Source organism: Roseomonas fluvialis (assembly GCF_022846615.1).
Classification (GTDB): domain Bacteria; phylum Pseudomonadota; class Alphaproteobacteria; order Acetobacterales; family Acetobacteraceae; genus Neoroseomonas; species Neoroseomonas fluvialis.
Map to the genome: position 1 here is coordinate 3,858,235 of NZ_AP025637.1, position 16,689 is coordinate 3,874,923.

Annotated in this window: 16 protein-coding genes; 10 read left to right on the top strand and 6 right to left on the bottom strand. The window is 72.0% G+C overall.

The genetic code is table 11. The annotated features are described in order from the left end of the window. Positions 1-4: 4 nt before the first annotated feature. Entirely contained in the window at positions 5-2,302 is a 2,298-nt protein-coding gene (locus MWM08_RS18550) for a methyl-accepting chemotaxis protein (protein WP_244407985.1), read from the bottom strand. Positions 2,303-2,451: 149 nt separating this feature from the next. Here MWM08_RS18550 and MWM08_RS18555 point away from each other — a divergent pair, with 149 nt between their 5' ends. After that, a complete protein-coding gene (locus MWM08_RS18555; RefSeq protein ID WP_244407986.1) occupies positions 2,452-2,694 on the top strand; it encodes a hypothetical protein in 243 nt (80 codons plus the stop codon). 7 nt (positions 2,695-2,701) lie between these two features. Here the strand turns inward: MWM08_RS18555 and MWM08_RS18560 are convergent, their stop codons facing one another. Both MWM08_RS18560 and MWM08_RS18565 read right to left on the bottom strand, forming a co-directional pair. Further along, entirely contained in the window at positions 2,702-4,045 is a 1,344-nt protein-coding gene (locus MWM08_RS18560; protein WP_244407987.1) for a glutamate--cysteine ligase, read from the bottom strand. A gap of 36 nt (positions 4,046-4,081) precedes the next feature. Continuing rightward, positions 4,082-4,807 carry a 16S rRNA (uracil(1498)-N(3))-methyltransferase gene (locus MWM08_RS18565; RefSeq protein ID WP_244407988.1) on the bottom strand — a complete coding sequence of 242 codons (726 nt, stop codon included), beginning with the start codon at positions 4,805-4,807 and terminating at the stop codon, positions 4,082-4,084. 29 nt (positions 4,808-4,836) lie between these two features. Here MWM08_RS18565 and ubiA point away from each other — a divergent pair, with 29 nt between their 5' ends. The 3 genes from ubiA to MWM08_RS18580 all read left to right on the top strand — a co-directional run bounded on the left by ubiA (position 4,837) and on the right by MWM08_RS18580 (position 6,861). Next, complete coding sequence (gene ubiA / locus MWM08_RS18570; protein WP_244407989.1) at positions 4,837-5,736, top strand: 4-hydroxybenzoate octaprenyltransferase; 900 nt, start codon at positions 4,837-4,839, stop codon at positions 5,734-5,736. Further along, positions 5,733-6,374, top strand: a complete 642-nt coding sequence (locus MWM08_RS18575; RefSeq protein WP_244407990.1) for a class I SAM-dependent methyltransferase — start codon at positions 5,733-5,735, stop codon at positions 6,372-6,374. The genes ubiA and MWM08_RS18575 overlap by 4 nt, the downstream gene beginning before the upstream one ends. Positions 6,375-6,438: 64 nt before the next feature. Beyond that, complete coding sequence (locus MWM08_RS18580; RefSeq protein WP_244407991.1) at positions 6,439-6,861, top strand: type IV secretion protein Rhs; 423 nt, start codon at positions 6,439-6,441, stop codon at positions 6,859-6,861. Here MWM08_RS18580 and MWM08_RS18585 read toward each other — a convergent pair whose 3' ends face one another. Continuing rightward, complete coding sequence (locus tag MWM08_RS18585) at positions 6,862-8,133, bottom strand: c-type cytochrome (protein WP_244407992.1); 1,272 nt, start codon at positions 8,131-8,133, stop codon at positions 6,862-6,864. Next, the gene (locus MWM08_RS18590) at positions 8,133-8,882 is read right to left on the bottom strand and encodes an SDR family NAD(P)-dependent oxidoreductase (RefSeq protein WP_244407993.1); all 750 of its coding nucleotides are present in this window, start codon (positions 8,880-8,882) and stop codon (positions 8,133-8,135) included. Before MWM08_RS18590 ends, MWM08_RS18585 begins: the two co-directional genes overlap by 1 nt. Before the next feature lie 80 nt (positions 8,883-8,962). On the opposite strand from MWM08_RS18590, the gene MWM08_RS18595 reads away from it, so the two are divergent. From MWM08_RS18595 to MWM08_RS18605, 3 genes are all read left to right on the top strand, one after another. Then, the gene (locus MWM08_RS18595; protein WP_244407994.1) at positions 8,963-9,949 is read left to right on the top strand and encodes a cyclase family protein; all 987 of its coding nucleotides are present in this window, start codon (positions 8,963-8,965) and stop codon (positions 9,947-9,949) included. Beyond that, positions 9,949-10,584: a hypothetical protein gene (locus MWM08_RS18600; protein WP_244407995.1), complete on the top strand. Its 636-nt coding sequence runs from the start codon at positions 9,949-9,951 to the stop codon at positions 10,582-10,584. Before MWM08_RS18595 ends, MWM08_RS18600 begins: the two co-directional genes overlap by 1 nt. Before the next feature lie 64 nt (positions 10,585-10,648). Then, a complete protein-coding gene (locus MWM08_RS18605; protein WP_244407996.1) occupies positions 10,649-11,659 on the top strand; it encodes an NAD(P)-dependent oxidoreductase in 1,011 nt (336 codons plus the stop codon). Here MWM08_RS18605 and MWM08_RS18610 read toward each other — a convergent pair. Then, positions 11,637-13,064 carry an MATE family efflux transporter gene (locus MWM08_RS18610; RefSeq protein WP_244407997.1) on the bottom strand — a complete coding sequence of 476 codons (1,428 nt, stop codon included), beginning with the start codon at positions 13,062-13,064 and terminating at the stop codon, positions 11,637-11,639. The two genes, MWM08_RS18605 and MWM08_RS18610, sit on opposite strands and share 23 nt — an antisense overlap. A gap of 78 nt (positions 13,065-13,142) precedes the next feature. On the opposite strand from MWM08_RS18610, the gene MWM08_RS18615 reads away from it, so the two are divergent. From MWM08_RS18615 to MWM08_RS18625, 3 genes are all read left to right on the top strand, one after another. Next, entirely contained in the window at positions 13,143-14,189 is a 1,047-nt protein-coding gene (locus tag MWM08_RS18615) for an alpha/beta hydrolase (protein ID WP_244407998.1), read from the top strand. 223 nt (positions 14,190-14,412) lie between these two features. Then, positions 14,413-14,757 carry a hypothetical protein gene (locus MWM08_RS18620; protein ID WP_244407999.1) on the top strand — a complete coding sequence of 115 codons (345 nt, stop codon included), beginning with the start codon at positions 14,413-14,415 and terminating at the stop codon, positions 14,755-14,757. 140 nt (positions 14,758-14,897) lie between these two features. Further along, complete coding sequence (locus MWM08_RS18625; protein WP_244408000.1) at positions 14,898-16,688, top strand: IlvD/Edd family dehydratase; 1,791 nt, start codon at positions 14,898-14,900, stop codon at positions 16,686-16,688. Position 16,689 lies beyond the last annotated feature (1 nt).

Consider the following 16,689-nt stretch of genomic DNA (forward strand, 5'->3'; position numbering starts at 1 on the left):
CGCTTCAGGCCGCGCGCTGCAGCGGCGCGGCGAGGCGCGCCAGCGCCGATTCCACCACGGCGGCGCTGGCCGGGTCCTGCCGGAACACGATCGCGACGGCACCGGCGCCGGTGCGCGCGATCCGACCCGACACGCTCGCCGAGCCGCCGGGCAGCACGACACGTACCTCGGTCCCGACCGGCGGCGCTTCGTCGGCGGCGATGGCGCAGCCCCCCTGGGACATGTCGATCAGCGCGACCTCGCGGCCCGGCGTCCCCTGGACCGCGACCCGCACGGTCGCGCCACCGCCCGGAATCCGATCCCAACGGCGCCGGTTGCCGTCATCCTCGCGCATCGCGCGCAGGAAGTCGGTCACCTCCTGGCGCAGCGTCCCCGCGATCTGCGCGAGCCCGGCCGCCGTCGACATCACGTTGCGGCTCGATTCCTCGGCCGCGTCGGCGATACCCGAGACGGTGCGCATCGCCTCGCTCGCTTCCTGGTTCTGCCGCGCGACGGCCTGCACGCTGGCGGCGATCTCGCGCGTGGCGGCGCCCTGCTGTTCGACGGCCGCGGCGATGGTGGTCGCGATCTCGTCCATCAGCGTGATCGAACTGGCGACCGAGGTCACGGCGTCGACGGCGAGCGCCGTCGAATCCTGGATGGCCGACACCTGCCGAGCGATGCCCTCGGTCGCGCCCGCCGTCTGGCCGGCGAGCTGCTTGACCTCGCTCGCGACCACCGCGAAGCCCTTGCCGGCTTCCCCCGCGCGCGCCGCCTCGATCGTGGCGTTGAGCGCGAGCAGGTTGGTCTGGCCCGCGACCGAGGCGATCACGCGCACGACCTCGCCGATACGGCTCGCCGCCTCGGACAGGCCGCGCACGGTCGCATCGGTGGTCTCGGCGCGCTCCACCGCGGCGCGCGCGGCACCCGCGGCATGCGCGACCTGGCGCGAGATTTCGCTCACGCTCGTGGTCAGCTCCTCGGTGGCGGCGGCGACGGCCGCCAGGTCGCGCGAGCTGGCCTCGGCGCCGTCGGCGGTGCGCGCGGCGTCGCTGCGGGTCCTGTCGGCCGAAGAGGCCATGGCTTGTGCGGACACGGTCATCGCCTCAGCCGATTGGCTCAGGGAATCGAGGACCGCGGAGACCGACTGGCCGAAATCCTGGGTATGGCGTTCGAGTGCGGCCGCACGCAGGTCGCGCGCCTCCCGCTCGGCCCGCGCGGCGGCTTCGAGCGCGATCTTGTCCTCTGCTTGCTGGCGGAAGGTCTCGAGTGCGCGCGCCATGGCGCCGATCTCGTCGCCGCGCCCGCGTGCGGGGACCTCGGTGCGGGTGTCGCCGGCCGAGATGCGCGCCATCGCGGCCGCGATCGCCCCGAGCGGATGCGCCAGGCGCCGGGCGGCGATCATCGCCGCGGGCACCGCCAGCACCAGCACCACGCCCGCGATGAGCAGGATGGTCAACGTCACGCGGCTCTCGGCCTGCTGCTGGGGCAGGCGCGACTGCGCGATCAGCAGCGCGCCGGAGGGCCGGCCGGACAGGTCGTGGATCGGCCGCACGGTCGCGAGCACCTCGCCCGCGCCGGGGATGGCGAGCGTCGCAGCCGGCACCGGCGTGCCGGCGCGCTGCGCGGCCAGGACCGCCTCGGGCAGCGCCTCGCCCGACAGCCCGGCGATGCTGGAGGCGATCAGGCGCCCGGCCCCGAACAGCGCGACCGCGCCGTTCGACGTGGCGGCAAGCTGGCGCACCACGGCGTCGTTCAGGTTCGAGCCCACCTTGATCGTGCCGACGATGGTGCCGGCGGCGTCGCGCACCGGCAGGGCGGCGCCAATCGCGAGCGCCCCCGAGGTCGGCGAGACCTCGCGCCCGACCGCCGGGCGTCCCGCCAGGGCCGCGGCCACGTCCGCGACGCCCGACTTGTCGTCTCCAGCACGGCCCGGGTTGTGGCCGCGCATGACCACCCGCCCGGCGGCATCGGTCGCCTCCAGCACCGAAACCGCGGCGTCCGCCTCCCGCAGGGCGGCGAGGCCGGGCACCAGGATGGCGCGCAACGCACCGGCGTCCGCGGCGGCGATGGCGGCGGCCAGGTCGGGGCGCTGCGCGAGGCCGGTCGCATGTCCGCGCATCCGCAGCTCGAGCTCCGCAAGATCGGATTCCGCGAGCGTCATGCCTCGCTCGAGCTCCTGGCCCGCAGCACGATGCAGGAGATCACGCACCGTCCAGGCCGCGCCCGCCACCGACAGCACGATCGCCACCAGCATCGGCACCACGGCCAGCAGCAGGACCTGCGGACGAACCCCGGACAGGCGGGAAACCAGGCTTTGCATGTCGGGACCCCGGCAACAGGAATGACGGCTGGCGACAGGATCGTCCGAAATTGTGAAGGATTTGCTGCAGCACCCGCGGGGCGTGTGAACGGCTTCGTCGCCGGGCCCGGCCGCCCGTCCTAGGCTCCCCCTGATAGCAGGAGGCCCCGATGACCCAGCCGCCCATCCCGCCCGAGCTCGACGAGGCGCAGCGCGAGGAAGCCCGGCGCCAGACGGACGCGAACGTCGATGGTGCGCTCGACCTCGCGGGCAGCGTGGTCGATGCGGTCGCGAGCGGCGCGGTCGAGGCCGCGGGCGCGGTCGCCGGCGCGGCGCTCGACGCCACGGTTACGGTGGCGAAGGTCTCGCTCGACGTGGTGGGCGGGATCCTGGGCGGGCTTGGGGACCTGTAGGGCCCCGCTATACCGCCGCCTCGCCGAAGATCCGCGACACGTCCCCGCCCCAGACCCGCGCGCAGCGGTCGAGCCAGCGGTCCGCCTGGGTCTGCCCCGTGGCCACGATGGCATCCACCGGGTCGAGGTGCATCTCCTCGCCCAGGCCGCGCGCCTTCAGCCCGTCCCGCGCGATGGCGAGCACGTCGCGCGCGACGTCCTGCAGGGACCGCCCGGCGATGGTCGCGGTCAGCGCCTGCGCCGGCACGGCGTTGCGCAGCGCGCGGATCTCGTCGACCGACCACCCGGCCGTCAGTGCCCGCGCCGCCTTCTGCGCGGCGTCGTCATACAGCAGCCCAACCCAGAAGGCCGGCAACCCGGTCAGGTAGGCCGGCGCGCCGGCATCGGCGCCGCGCATCTCCAGAAACCGCTTCAGCCGCACGTCGGTGAACACGGTGGTGACGTGGTCGGCCCAATCGCCCATCGTCGCGGTGTGGCCGCGCAGCGCCTCGGCCCGCCCTTCCATGAAGGCACGGAACGGGATGCCCGCGGCGTCGATGTACTGCCCCTCGCGCATGATGAAATACATCGGCACGTCGAGCACCCAGTCGGCGAAGCGCTCGAAGCCGAAGCCGTCCTCGAAGGCCACGGCCGGGATGCCGGTGCGGTCGGGGTCGGTGTCGGTCCAGACCTTGCCGCGCAGCGTCCGGTAGCCGTTCGGCTTGCCTTCCATGAAGGGCGAATTGGCAAACAGCGCCGTCGCCAGCGGCTGCAGCGCGAGCGACACGCGCAGCTTCTCGACCATGTCGGCCTCGTCGCCGAAGTCGAGATTCACCTGCACCGTGCAGGTGCGCAGCATCATGTCGAGGCCCATGGCGCCCACGCGCGGCATGTACTGCCGCATGATCGCGTAGCGGCCCTTGGGCATCCACGGCATGTCTTCGCGCCTGGCCAGCGGATGGAAGCCGAGCGGCGCGAAGCCGAGGCCGAGCGGTTCCGCGACGCGGCGCACCTCATCGAGATGCGCAGCGGTCTCGGCATGCGTTTCGTGCAGCGTCAGCAGCGGGGCGCCGGACAATTCGAACTGTCCGCCCGGTTCCAGCGAAACCGATGCCTCCCCGCGCTTCAGCCCAATCGGGTTGCCGCGATCCAGGATGGGTTCCCAGCCGAATGCCGTCAGCCCTTCCAGCATGGCGCGGATGCCGCCGGGTTCGTAGGGCGGCGGTACCAGGTCGTCGCGGCGGAAGCCGAACTTCTCGTGCTCGGTGCCGATGCGCCAGGCATCGCGCGGCTTGCTGCCGGCGGCGAACCAGCCGGACAACTGGCGCGCCGATGTGATCGGCGTGGGATCCGACTCGCCGGGATTCGACATGCAGCCCTTCCACGAACGCCGCAGGACGCGGCGCCTTCAGGTCGCGGTCCAATCCCCCGCCAGTGCCTGCAGCACGGCAAGGCCCGCCACCGCCGCCGTCTCCGCCCGCAGGATGCGGGGGCCGAGGGCGACGGCGGTAACAAAGGCATGACGGGTCGCGTCGTCAAGTTCAGCAGGATCGAAACCACCCTCGGGGCCAACGAGCCATCCGCAGGGCAGGCGCATCGTCGCGGCAATGTCACGGATCGGCGCGGCGCCGCGGCGTTCGGCGGCGACCAGCAGTGGCGCGCCGTCCCAGGCATCGAGCACGGCGCGCAGCGGCGCGGCCGGATGCACCACCGGTACCGACAGCCTCTCGCATTGCTCGGCGGCGCCGCGCGCGATGGCGGCGAGCCGGTCGGTGTTCACGCGGTCCACCACGCTGCGCCGCGTCGTCACCGGCTGGATGCTGGCCACGCCCAGTTCGGTCGCCTTCTCCACCACCCAGTCGAGCGCATCGCGCTTCAGCGCGGCGACCACCAGGCGCAGGTCGGGTTCGAGTGCCGGGGCGCGGATGCGCGGGCCCAGCGCCAGGGCGCAGCGCTCCTTGCGCAAGGCGGCGATGGTCGCGGCGTATGCGCCGTCCCGCGCATTGAACACCACCACCGCATCGCCCGCGCCGCGCCGCAGCACCGTTCCCAGGTGATGCGCCTGCGCGGGCGTGCCCGGCAGTTCCGCACCTTCGGTCAATGGCGCATCGAGGAAGAGTCGCGGGGTGGACATGGCGGGCCTCCCTGCCCCTTATACGGCGCGTGAGCGGATACACCGACATACGCGCCGGCGGCTGGGTCGCGCGCCTGCCGCAGGGCTGGCGCCCCTATGCGCTGCTGATGCGCCTGGATCGCCCGATCGGGTCCTGGCTGCTGGTGCTGCCGGGCTTCTGGGCCTTCGCGCTGGCTGCGCCGTCCTGGGGCCGGGGGCTGTGGCTCACCTTTCTGTTCGGCCTGGGGGCGGTGCTGATGCGCGGCGCGGGCTGCGTGGTGAACGACCTGTGGGACCGCGACATCGACCGCCAGGTGGAACGCACGGCCGGACGCCCGCTCGCCTCGGGCGCGGTGACGCCACGCCAGGCGCTTGCCCTGTTGCTGGCGCTGCTGGCTGTCTCCTTCCTGATCCTGCTGCAACTGCCCTGGAGCGCAATCCTGCTGGGCGTGCTGTCGCTGGTCCCGATCGCGCTCTATCCGCTGGCCAAGCGCGTGACCGACTGGCCGCAGGCGGTGCTGGGGCTGGTGTTCTCCTGGGCGGCGCCGACCGGCTATGCGGCGGCGACGGGCGGGCTCGACGCCGCGGCCTTCGCGCTATGGGCGGCGGGATTCTTCTGGATCCTGGGCTACGACACGATCTACGCGCATCAGGACCGCGAGGACGACGCGATGGTGGGCATCCGCTCCACCGCACTGCGCTTCGGGGATCGCACGCGGCCCTTCCTGGTGGCCTGCTACGGCGCCACGCTCGCGCTGCTGGCGCTGGCCGGGCTGCTGGCGGGACTGTCCTGGTGGTTCGCCCCGGCGCTGCTGCTGCCCGCGGCATTGCTCGCGCGGCAGGTGGTGCAGCTCGACATTCGCGACCCGGCCCTGTGCCTGCGCCTGTTCAAGGCGAACCGCGATGTCGGCCTGGCGGTGGCGGCGGCCTTCCTGATCGGCCGCCTGTGAGCCCCGAGGACTTCGTCCGCGCCCACACCACGATCGCCCACGCACCGCTGGTGCCCGAGATCGCCCTGCACCTCGCCACCGAGATCACGCCGATCTGGCAGGCCACCGAATCCTGGCTGGCCGAGCGCAACATCGAGCCGCCTTTCTGGGCCTTCGCGTGGCCCGGCGGGCAGGCGACGGCGCGGCTGCTGCTCGATGAACCGGCGCGGGTCGCGGGCAAGCGCGTGCTGGATTTCGCGGCCGGTTGCGGCATCGCCGCCATCGGTGCCGCGCGCGCCGGCGCGGTGCTGGTCGAAGCCGCCGAGATCGATCCCCTCGCGCTGGCGGCCGTGCGGCTGAATGCCGCGCTGAACGGCGTGCAGGTTGCCACCCCCGAGGGCGACGTCGTGGGCGCCCCCTGCCGCTGGGACGTCATCCTCGCCGGCGATGTCTGCTACGAGGCGCCGATGACCGCGCATATCCTGCCCTGGCTGCGCGCCATGGCGGCGGCGGGGGCCGAGGTGCTGCTCGCCGATCCGGGCCGCGCCTACCTGCCGCGGGATGGCCTGCAACCGCTTGTCCGCCACGCGGTGCCGACCACGCTGGAACTCGAGGACCGGATGGTGCGCCAGGTCACGATCCATCGCCTGCTGCCGTGATCCATTTCGGTGACAGATCACGCCGGAGGGCGCATGATCATCAGGTCGGGAAGGATGCCGCGCCATGAAGCGCCTGCTCGGAGTGCTTCTTCTGCCGCTGCTGGCCGCTGCGCCGGCGCAGGCACAGACGCAATACCACTACGACGCGCAGGGCCGCATCGCCGGGTCGACCGTGCGCAGCGGCAACAACGTCTATCGCTACGATTCGGCAGGGCGCCTGGTCGGCCAGAGCCAGGTCGGCAGCAACGGCCAGGTGCGCAGCTACGACCAGCAGGGCCGGCTCTCCGGCACCGCTGAGCGCGGCGCCAATGGCCAGGTCCGCCGCTACGACCAGCAGGGCAGGCTGTCGGGCACCTCCGAACGCGGTTCGAACGGAACGGTGCGCCACTACGACGCGCAGGGCCGCCTGTCCGGCACCACGGAACGCGACAGCGCCGGCAATATCCGGCGCTACGACGCGCAGGGCCGGCTGGTCGGCACGCGCTGATCAGCGCGTCGCCTGCTCCAGAAAGCGCAGCAGCGCGGCCAGGTCCTCGGCATTGTCGACGCGCTGCACCGGCATCTTGGTGCCCGGCGTCACGACATCCGGCCCGCGGGTGAACAGGTCCGCGACACTCTCGCGCGTCCAGGTGATGTCCCCGCGCGCGAGGCGTTCCGAATAGGAATAGCCGGCCACGGCGCCCATGCGGCGCCCGAACAGCCCGTGCAGATGCGGCCCCGCCATGTTGCCGCCCTCCGCCGTCAGCGCGTGGCAGGCCGAGCACGCGCGGAACACGCGCGCGCCATGCGCATCGAGACCCTCGCGCGGCGCAGCCTCGCCCGCCTCGCCAATCGGCCCGAGCGCGCGCCCCGCCAGCGCATCCCAGCGCCGCACGCGCCGATCCGCACCGCCGGTCCACAGCGTGCGTCCATCCGCGTCGAACACCGCAGACCAGACCGGCGTGCCCGGGCCGTCGAGCGTGTGCAGCAACCGTCCCTCGGGCAGGCCGATCACGGCGACGGACCCACCAAGCCCAGCTGCCGCCAGCAGCGTTCCCGACGCATTCGCCGCCAGTGCCACGATCGGCCGCGCGCCGGAGAACACCTCCCGCACCGCGCCGCCAGCCGCCACGACATGCACCGCGCCATCCACGCCGCCCACCGCCAGGCCACCATCCGCCAGCGCCGCCAGCGCGTTACGCGGCAGGCCGAATTCCGCGAGTACATCAGCCGTCCCGTCCGCGCGCCAGGCGCGCAGCGTGCCGTCGAAGCCGGCACTCACCGCCACGCCGTCGGCACGGAACACCACGGCGTTGACGTTGCCGCGGTGGCCTTCCAGCACGCGCGGCGCGGCCCCGTCCTGCCACAGCCGGACCGTGCCATCCCACGCCGCGGAGGCCAGCACACCTTCACCGAACGCCAGCCCCGCCACCGGCGCGTCATGCCCTTCGAGCACCCGCAGCGGCGTGCCGCCGCGCGGGTCGGCCGGCCAGATCGCGATGCGCCCATCCTCCCCGCCCGAGGCGATGCCGCCCCCGGGCAGTGCGGCCAGCGCATTCACCGCCCCCGCATGCCAGCGCACCACCGCCCGCGCACGCCCATCGGCCAGGTTCCAGAAGATCACCGACTGGTCGAACCCCGCCGAGGCGAGCGCGCCAGGTGCCGCTGCGAGAGCGCGCACCGGCCCGCCATGCACCGCGCCCTGGTCCTGGGCCGCTGCCGGCGGAGCCGGCAACACACCCAGGGCCAGCAGCGCCAGCGACAGCGCGCGACGCAGCATCAGTTCACGACCCCGCCGCTGACATGGATCACCTGCCCCGTGACATAGCCCGCGCCGGGCGAAGCGAGGAACGCCACCGCCGCCGCCACATCCGCCGGCTGGCCCAGCCGCTTCATCGGGATGCGCGCCGCGATCGCCTCCCACTGCGCGGCATCCAGCGCGGCATGCGTGCCCGGGTCCTTCTGGGTATAACCTGGTGCCACCGCATTCACCGTCACCGCCGGCGCCCATTCCAGTGCGATCGCCTTGACCAGCGCCTCGGTCGCGGCCTTGGCGGCGGCGGAGGCGGGGAAGATCGTGACGTCATTGCGGAACAGGTGCGCCACGAAGGAGGAGATGGCGATCAGCCGCGGGTCGCGCCCCTGCCGCAGCACCGGCCCCGCCGCGCGCGCGATGCGCAGGAAGGCCAGCGCGATCGCGTCGTGACTTTTCGCGAAGCCGGCATCAGTCAGCGTCGCGACCGGCGTGCGGTCGGCGAAACCCGCATTCGACACCACGACATCGAGGCCGCCGAGCAGCGCCGCGGCATCCTCCACCGCGCGTTCCGGCGCACCGGCATCGCTGAGGTCGCCGAAGATCTCGTGCGCCTGCCCGCCGCGCTCGCGCACCGCGGCGGCGGTCCGCGCCGCGCCTTCGCGGTTGCCGCGGGTGTGCACCACGATGCCCACACCCGGCGCAGCCAGCGCGCGACAGCAGGCCGCGCCGATCCCGCTTGCCGCGCCTGTCACGAGAATGTTCCGCTCCGTCATCGCATTCTCTCCCAGCGCCGTGCCATCCTGCCGTGGCGACGAGCGTCGCCACGAAACACTATAACAAGGGATGGAACGCCATGAAGACGCTCTCGCGCCGCGGCCTGTTCGGCGCGGCGTGCCTCGCTTGCGGCGGGGCGCATATGGGACTGACGGCAACGCCGGTCCAGGCGCAGCAGACCTGGTCCCCGCCCACCGCCGCGCAGCGCTGCCCCTCGCGCTGGGGTGCGGCCGACCGACGTGGTTCGATGAACCTGCAGACGCCGGCGCGCGCACAGGCCGCCGCACGGCTGATCCGCACCGGGGAGAGTGTCGAACTCGGCCACACCCTCGCGCCCACCATGCCCTTCTTCGGTACGCGCCGCTTCGACCTGCACACCAAGCGCACCTTCATGAACCCCGAGGCGAACCGCCGCGGGTCGAACGAGGAGATCGTCATCACCGAGATCGGCCAGGTCGGCACGCAGCTCGACGCCTTCCCGCACCAGACCATCGGCGACGAGGTGTACAACTGTGTCAACCTGCCCTCGATAAGCTCGCGCGGCGGCTTCACCGAGATGGGCGTGCACACCATCGGCACCGTCTTCACGCGCGGCCTGCTGATCGACGTGGCGGGTGCGAAAGGCGTGCCGGTGCTGCCCGATGACTACGAGATCACGGTGGCGGACCTCGAGGAGGCGCTGCGCCGGCAGAACAGCCAGGTGCAGGAGGGCGACGCGGTCATCATCCACACCGGCTGGGGCACGCTGTGGGGGCGCGACAATGCGCGCTACGTGCGCACCTGCCCGGGCATCGGCACCGCCGCCGCCGAATGGATCATTGCGCGCAACCCGATCCTGATGGGCGCCGACAACTGGCCGGTGGAATGCGCGCCCTCCAAAACCATGCCGCAGGCCTCGCTGCCGGTGCACCAGATCGCGCTGGTGGTGCATGGGGTGCACCTGCTCGAGAACATGAAGCTCGACGAGCTCGCGCAGCGTCCGCAGAAGGAATTCGCCTTCATGATGCAGCCGCTCAAGGTGCAGGGCGGATCGGGTTCGACCGTGGCGCCGACGGCGATGTTCTGATGCGCCGGGCCGGGGAGAATCATCGTCCCTCCCCGGCCGCCTGGCGCGGCGCGGCAGTCGTGCTCGCCTGCGCCGGCTGCGCCGCGCCCCCGCCGCCCGACGGCAGCCTGCATGTCGCCTTCGACATCAGCGGCCGGGTCGAGCGCCGCGGCGTCGTCCTGACGCACGCCGCGGACGCGTTCCATCGCTGCCTCATGCCGGTGCGTACCCACCACCCCGACGGCCGCGACCCGTCCGTGCCGCGCACCGACCCGCCCAATGTCGCGCATGGCTACACGGTGTTCTTCGCGCCACGCTTCGACGGTGTCGCAGTGGGGCTCGCACCGGAATGGGTGCCCTTTGGCCCGCAATCCGGGTTCACGCTCGACGTGCTGCCGCGTGCCGGTGCGCTGGAGACGCCGGGCCCGGTCCTGCTCGGCCGCGCCTTCACCATCAGCGTCGGCACGCCGGAAGGCCGTTGGGAACGCAGCATCGCCGAGACCGATCCACCCAGCGCCGGCAGCGTCCGGATCGACGCCGACGGCATGGGCGGCCACTTCCGCGCAACTGGCCTGGTGCAGCAGATTCCGCACAACCGGTTGCCCGACACCGAGGCGATCTCGGTCACCGGCACCTGGCGCTGCCCGGCACGCTGACCGGGCGGGGTTGCAGCCCCGCCCCGCGCCTCGCATCCTCCGCCGCACCTGCGGAGGACACCACGTGACGCTGACCGTGCTCGAGCCTGAGGGGCTCTATCCCGATACCGCGCTCGAACAGCGGATCATGGGGCCCTCGGTGCGCATCCTGCAGGGCGCGTGCAAGGCGTCGCTCGTGGAACTGCCCGACGAGACGTGCCAGCAGGCCGATGCGCTGATGACGCTGCGCATGGCGGTGCCGGCCGACCAGATCGCCCGCTTCCCCAAGCTGCGCGTCATCATCCGCATGGGTGTTGGCTACGACCGCGTGGATCGCGCCGCAGCGGCCGCGCGCGGCATCAAGGTCTGCAACGTGCCCGACTACGGCACGCAGGAAGTCGCGGAATTCGCCGTGCTGATGGCGCTCGCGCTGCGCCGCGGCCTGACGCTGTACCACGACACCCAGCGCGGCCCCGACCCGGCGCGCTGGGGTGTCATGCCGCATCCGGCCGTGCGCCGGCAGGAGGTGCAGACCTTCGGCATCCTCGGCCTCGGGCGCATCGGCACGGCCGCCGCGCTGCGCGCCAAGGCGCTGGGCTATCGCGTGGTGTTCTACGACCCCGCGCTGCCCAATGGTGCCGACCGCGCGATCGGTGTTGCGCGCTGCCGCACGATGGACGAGATGCTGGCGCAGGCCGATGTGCTGTCCATCCATTGCCCGCTCACGCGCACCACGCGCGGCCTGGTGGGCGAACGCGAACTGCGCCTGCTGCCGCAGAACGCCGTCGTCATCAACACCGCGCGCGGCCCGATCCTGGATATCGATGCGCTGGAGCGCGTGATGCGCGAAGGCCACGTCGCCGCGGCCGGGCTCGACGTGATCCCGGTCGAACCGCCGGTCGAACCCATCCCGTCCCTGCTGCGCGCCTATCGCGACCGCGAGGACTGGCTGACCGGCCGCCTCATCATCTGTCCGCACATCGCCTTCCACACGCCCGAGGCGTGGGACGACATCCGCCTGAAGGCCGCCGAGACCATGCGCGACGTGCTGGTCGAGGGGCTCGACACCAACGTCATCCCGCCGGAGAGCGACTAACTTCCTGCGCGGCGGCGGCTGACAGCCGCCGCCAGCGCAACAGCATCATGCCCGCCACCAGCGCGAGACCGACGCCAAGCCCGATCCATACCCCCTGCGGCCCAAGCCCGCCGTAGCGCGCGACCAGCAGGCCGAAGGGCAGGCCGATCCCCCAGTAGCCGAGGGCGGCGAACAGCATCGGCACCCGCGTATCCTTCAGCCCGCGCAAGGCGCCCGCCGCCACCACCTGGATGCCGTCGCCCATCTGGAACGCACCGGCGATCATCAGCAGCGTGGCGCCGAGGGCCGCCACCGCCGCCGATTGCGGATCGGCGGGATCGAGGAACATCCGCGCGATGGCCGGCGCCGTGGTCACCAGCAGCAGCGCCATCGTCGCCATGAAGGCCGCACCCAGCGTCACCGCCACCCAACCCGCGCGCTGCGCGCCGCGCGGGTCCCCAGCGCCGATCGCGAGCCCTACCCGCGCCGTTGCCGCCTGGCCGATGCCCATCGGCACCATGAAGGTGGCGGACGCCGTCTGGATCGCGATGGCATGCGCCGCCACCGCCACCGTGCCGAACCAGCCCATCGCGAAGGCCGCCGCGGTGAAGACCCCGATCTCGAGCAGCATCACGCCGGCGATCGGCAGGCCCACCACGAAGACCTCCCGCAGCCGCGGCCCATCCACCCGCCAGACGCGCCCGAAAAGGCGGAAACGGCGGAACACGCGGTCGCGCCGAATGAGCACGACCAGCGCCAGCAGCATGCCGATATTGGCGATCGCGATCGCCAGCCCCGCGCCGAGCACACCGAGTCCGGCCGGGAAGATCAGCAGCCAGGCCAGCGGCAGGTTTAGCGCGACGGCGCCGAAGGCCACCCACATCGCGGCCGCGGGCCGCTCCATCGCCGCCAGGAAGCCGCGCAGCACGACGAAGCCGCAGAAGCCCGGCATGCCGAACATCGCAGCCCGGGTGTAGTCCTGCGCCAGCGCCGCGAGCGCCGGGTCCTGCCCCAGCGCGCGCAGCACCCCCGCCGATTCCCACAGCAATGCCCAGGTCGGCAGCAGCATGATGGCGCAGGCCCACAAGGCCGCGCGCGTGGCGCGCCGCACGGCGCGCACCCAGCCACGCGCCGCCACTCCCGGCAAACGCCCTGCCCCGCACGCCTGGGCCTGCAGCGGTGCCGCCGCCAGCGCCAAGCCGAAGCCCGGCGCGAGCAGGGCGAAATGCAGGCTGACCGCCAGCATGCCGGCGGCCAGCGCATCGGTGCTGAGGCGCCCCAGCAGGATGGTCTCGGTCAGCGCCAGCGCCATCTGCGACAGGTTGGTCAACACGATCGGTCCGGCGAGTCGCAAGGTCGCCAGCGCCTCGGCGCGCCAATCCCGGCGCACGGGAGGCCCCGCCGCCGCCATGCTCCCGGCGTCCATGCGGCCCCCATAGACCGGGACGGTGCGCATCGCCAACGGCCGCGCTATCTAGGGGGCAACCATTGCACCGAGGCCGCCATGCACCGACGCGCCCTGATCGCGACCCCTGTCCTTGCCGCGCCCATCATCGCCGCCCAGGCGCAGGCGCAAGCGGTCGAGATCATCACCGAGGAATTCATGGTCCCCTCCGGCGACCCGGGGATCGAACTGTTCGTGCGCAACAAGCGGCCGAACACGCTGACCGCCTTCGTGCCGCAGCGGGTGCTGCTGTTCGTGCACGGCGCGACCTATCCGGCGCATACCGCCTTCGACGTGCCGCTGGGCGGGCTGTCCTGGATGGACTACATCGCCGGGCGCGGCTTCGACGTGTGGTGCATGGACATCCGCGGCTATGGGCGCTCCACGCGCCCGCCCGAGATGGCGCAGCCGCCCGAGGCCAATGCACCGATCGTGCGCGGCACCACGGCGCTGGCCGACATCTCGGCCGTGGCGGGCTTCATCCGCCAACACCGCAACACGCCGCGCATCATCCACATGGGCTGGTCCTGGGGCAGCACGCTGATGGGCCGCTTCGCCGCCGACAGCCCGACCACCGTCGAGCGCCTGGTGCTGGTCGCCCCCCCCTGGCTGCGCGACGGGCCAAGCCCCGCGGCGGCAGGCGCGCCCGCCACCCTCGGTGCCTATCGCACCGTGACGCAGGCGCAGGCCCGCGCGCGCTGGATGGAAGGCGTGCCGGAGGCCAAGCGCGCCGCCCTGATCCCGCCTGGCTGGTTCGAACACTGGGCCGGCGTGACCTGGGCGACCGACCCCGAGGGACTGCGCCGCAACCCGCCCGTGCTGCGCGCGCCCAACGGCGTGCTGCAGGACAGCCGCGAATACGGCCAGGCCGGGCGGCCCTGGTGGGACCCGTCCAAGGTGACGGCGCCGACGCTGCTCGTGGTCGGGGAATGGGACCGCGACACGCCGCCATCGATGGCCGCGGCGCTGTTCCCGCTGCTGACCAACAGCCCGGGCAAGCGCCTGGTCATGCTGGGCGAGGGCACGCACACGCTGCTGATGGAGCGCAACAGGGGAACGTTGTTTGCCACGGTGCAGGGCTTCCTTGAGGAAGCCGCCGGCGCTTAGCGTGCGTCCTTGAGGAAGCCGCCGGCGCTTGGCGGGCAGGGCTTCCTCGCTGACGCATGGTGCCCCGTGCGTGGGTGCGCGGGCACGGCGCCGGCATCACGATCGCAGGGCGGGCCGCGACGGCAGCCGCGCGGCCTATCTGAACGGGTTCATTGTCAGGTAAGCCGGCCTCCGCGACAGTCCGGGCGGTCGCCGATCGGGCGACGATTCACGGAATCCATACATGACCACTCGTCGCGCCATCTTCGGCCTCGGCAGCTTCGCCACGGCCACCGCCCTCGTGCTCGGCCTGGCCGGCGCTGCGCAGGCGCAGAGCACCGACCCGTCCTTCCGGCTGAACAACAGGTCGAACCAGACGATCATGGAGATCTACGCGAACTCGTCGCAGGTCAGCGACTGGGGGCGCGATCACCTCGGCGCCAATGTCCTGCCGCCGGGCCAGTCCTTCATCGTCCGCCTGCCGGACGGGCAGTGCATCAACGACATCCGCATCGTGCTCGAGGGTGGGCAGAACATCGACCGCATGCAGATCAACACCTGCAACCTGACCGACATCAACTATCCCTGACGCTTGCCGAGTGTCGAAGGTTGGCCGCAGGCGCCGCGGTGGGCCGCGGCGGCCAAGGTCGGCCTGAGACCCGACCGACGGTTGACAGCCCTGCCGGGCGCGACCCACGCTTCCCCCAAATCGACCACGGGGGAAGCGTGATGGCGGCGGACGACCAGACGAAGCGGCCTTTCCGGCTGCGCAGCCAGCGCTGGTTCAACGACCCTACCGACCCCGGCATGACCTCGCTCTATGTCGAACGCATGCTGAACTTCGGCATGACGCGCGGCGAATTGCAGTCGGGCCGGCCGATCATCGGCATTGCGCAGACGGGCTCCGACATCGCGCCGTGCAACCGCCACCACATCGCGCTCGCCGAACGGGTGAAGGCGGGCATCCGCGATGCCGGCGGCGTGCCGCTCGAATTCCCGATCCATCCGGTGCAGGAAACGCTGAAGCGCCCGACCGCCGCGCTGGATCGCAACCTGCAATACCTCAGCCTGGTCGAGATCCTGCACGGCTACCCAATGGACGGCGTTGTGCTGACGCTGGGTTGCGACAAGACCACGCCGGCGCAACTCATGGGCGCGGCCACGGTGAACATCCCGGCCATCGGCCTGTCCGGCGGGCCAATGCTCGATGGCTGGTGGAAGGGGCGGCTCGCGGGCTCCGGCACCATCGTTTGGGAGGCGAGAAAAATGCTCGCCGCCGGGGAGATCGACAACGACACCTTCATCGAGATGGTGGCGGCGAGTGCGACCTCCGTCGGCCATTGCTCGACCATGGGCACGGCGCTGTCGATGAATTCGCTGGCCGAGGCGGTCGGCATGTCGCTGACCGGCTGCGCCGCCATCCCCGGCCCGTATCGCCAGCGCGGGCAGATCGCCTACGAGACCGGCCGGCGAATCGTCGAGATGGTGGAGGCCAATCTCCGTCCGTCCGACATCATGACGCAGAAGGCCTTCGAGAATGCGGTCGCGGTCGCTTCGGCCATCGGCGCGTCGTCCAACTGCCCTGTCCACATGGTGGCCGTCGCACGCCACATGGGCGTGAACCACACTGTCGAGGACTGGCAGCGCGTCGGCGCCGACATCCCGCTGCTGGTCGATTGCCAGCCGGCCGGGCGCTACCTCGGTGAGGCGTTTTTCCGCGCCGGCGGCATCCCGGCGGTGATGAAGCAGTTGCTCGATGCGGGCCTGCTGCATGGCGACGTGATGACCGTGACGGGCAAGACGCTGGCGGAGAACCTCGCCGCCGTCCCTGCCCCCGACCCCGAGGTGATCCGCCCGCTGGCCAAGCCCATGAAGGAACGCGCGGGCTTCGTCGTGCTCTCGGGCAATCTGTTCGACAACGCGGTGATGAAGATCAGCGTCATCGACAAGGACTTCCGCGCCCGCTTCCTGTCTGACCCGCCCGATGTCTTCGAAGGCAAGGTCGCCGTCTTCGAAGGCCCGGAGGACTACCACGCGCGCATCGAGGCCCCGGATTCAGGCATCGACGACAAGACCGTACTGGTGATCCGCAACTGCGGCCCCGTCGGCTATCCCGGCGCGGCCGAGGTCGTGAACATGCAGCCCCCCGGCGCGCTCATCAAACGCGGCGTCGGCGCGCTGCCCACCATGGGCGACGGGCGGCAGTCGGGCACTTCGGGGTCGCCGTCGATCCTCAACGTCTCGCCGGAAGCGGCAGTCGGCGGCGGGCTCGCGCTGCTGAAGGATGGCGACCCGATCCGCATCGACCTCAACACCCGCAAGGTCGATGTGCTGATTCCGGCGGAGGAACTCGCCGCGCGCCGCGCGGCCTGGAAGCCGCCCGAGCTGCTGAACAAGACGCCCTGGGAGGAGATCTACCGCAATTCGGTCGGCAGCCTCGGCACCGGCGGCTGCCTGGAACCCGCGACGCTGTATCTCAACATCCTGGAGACGCGCGGCGAAAGCCGGCACAATCACTGAC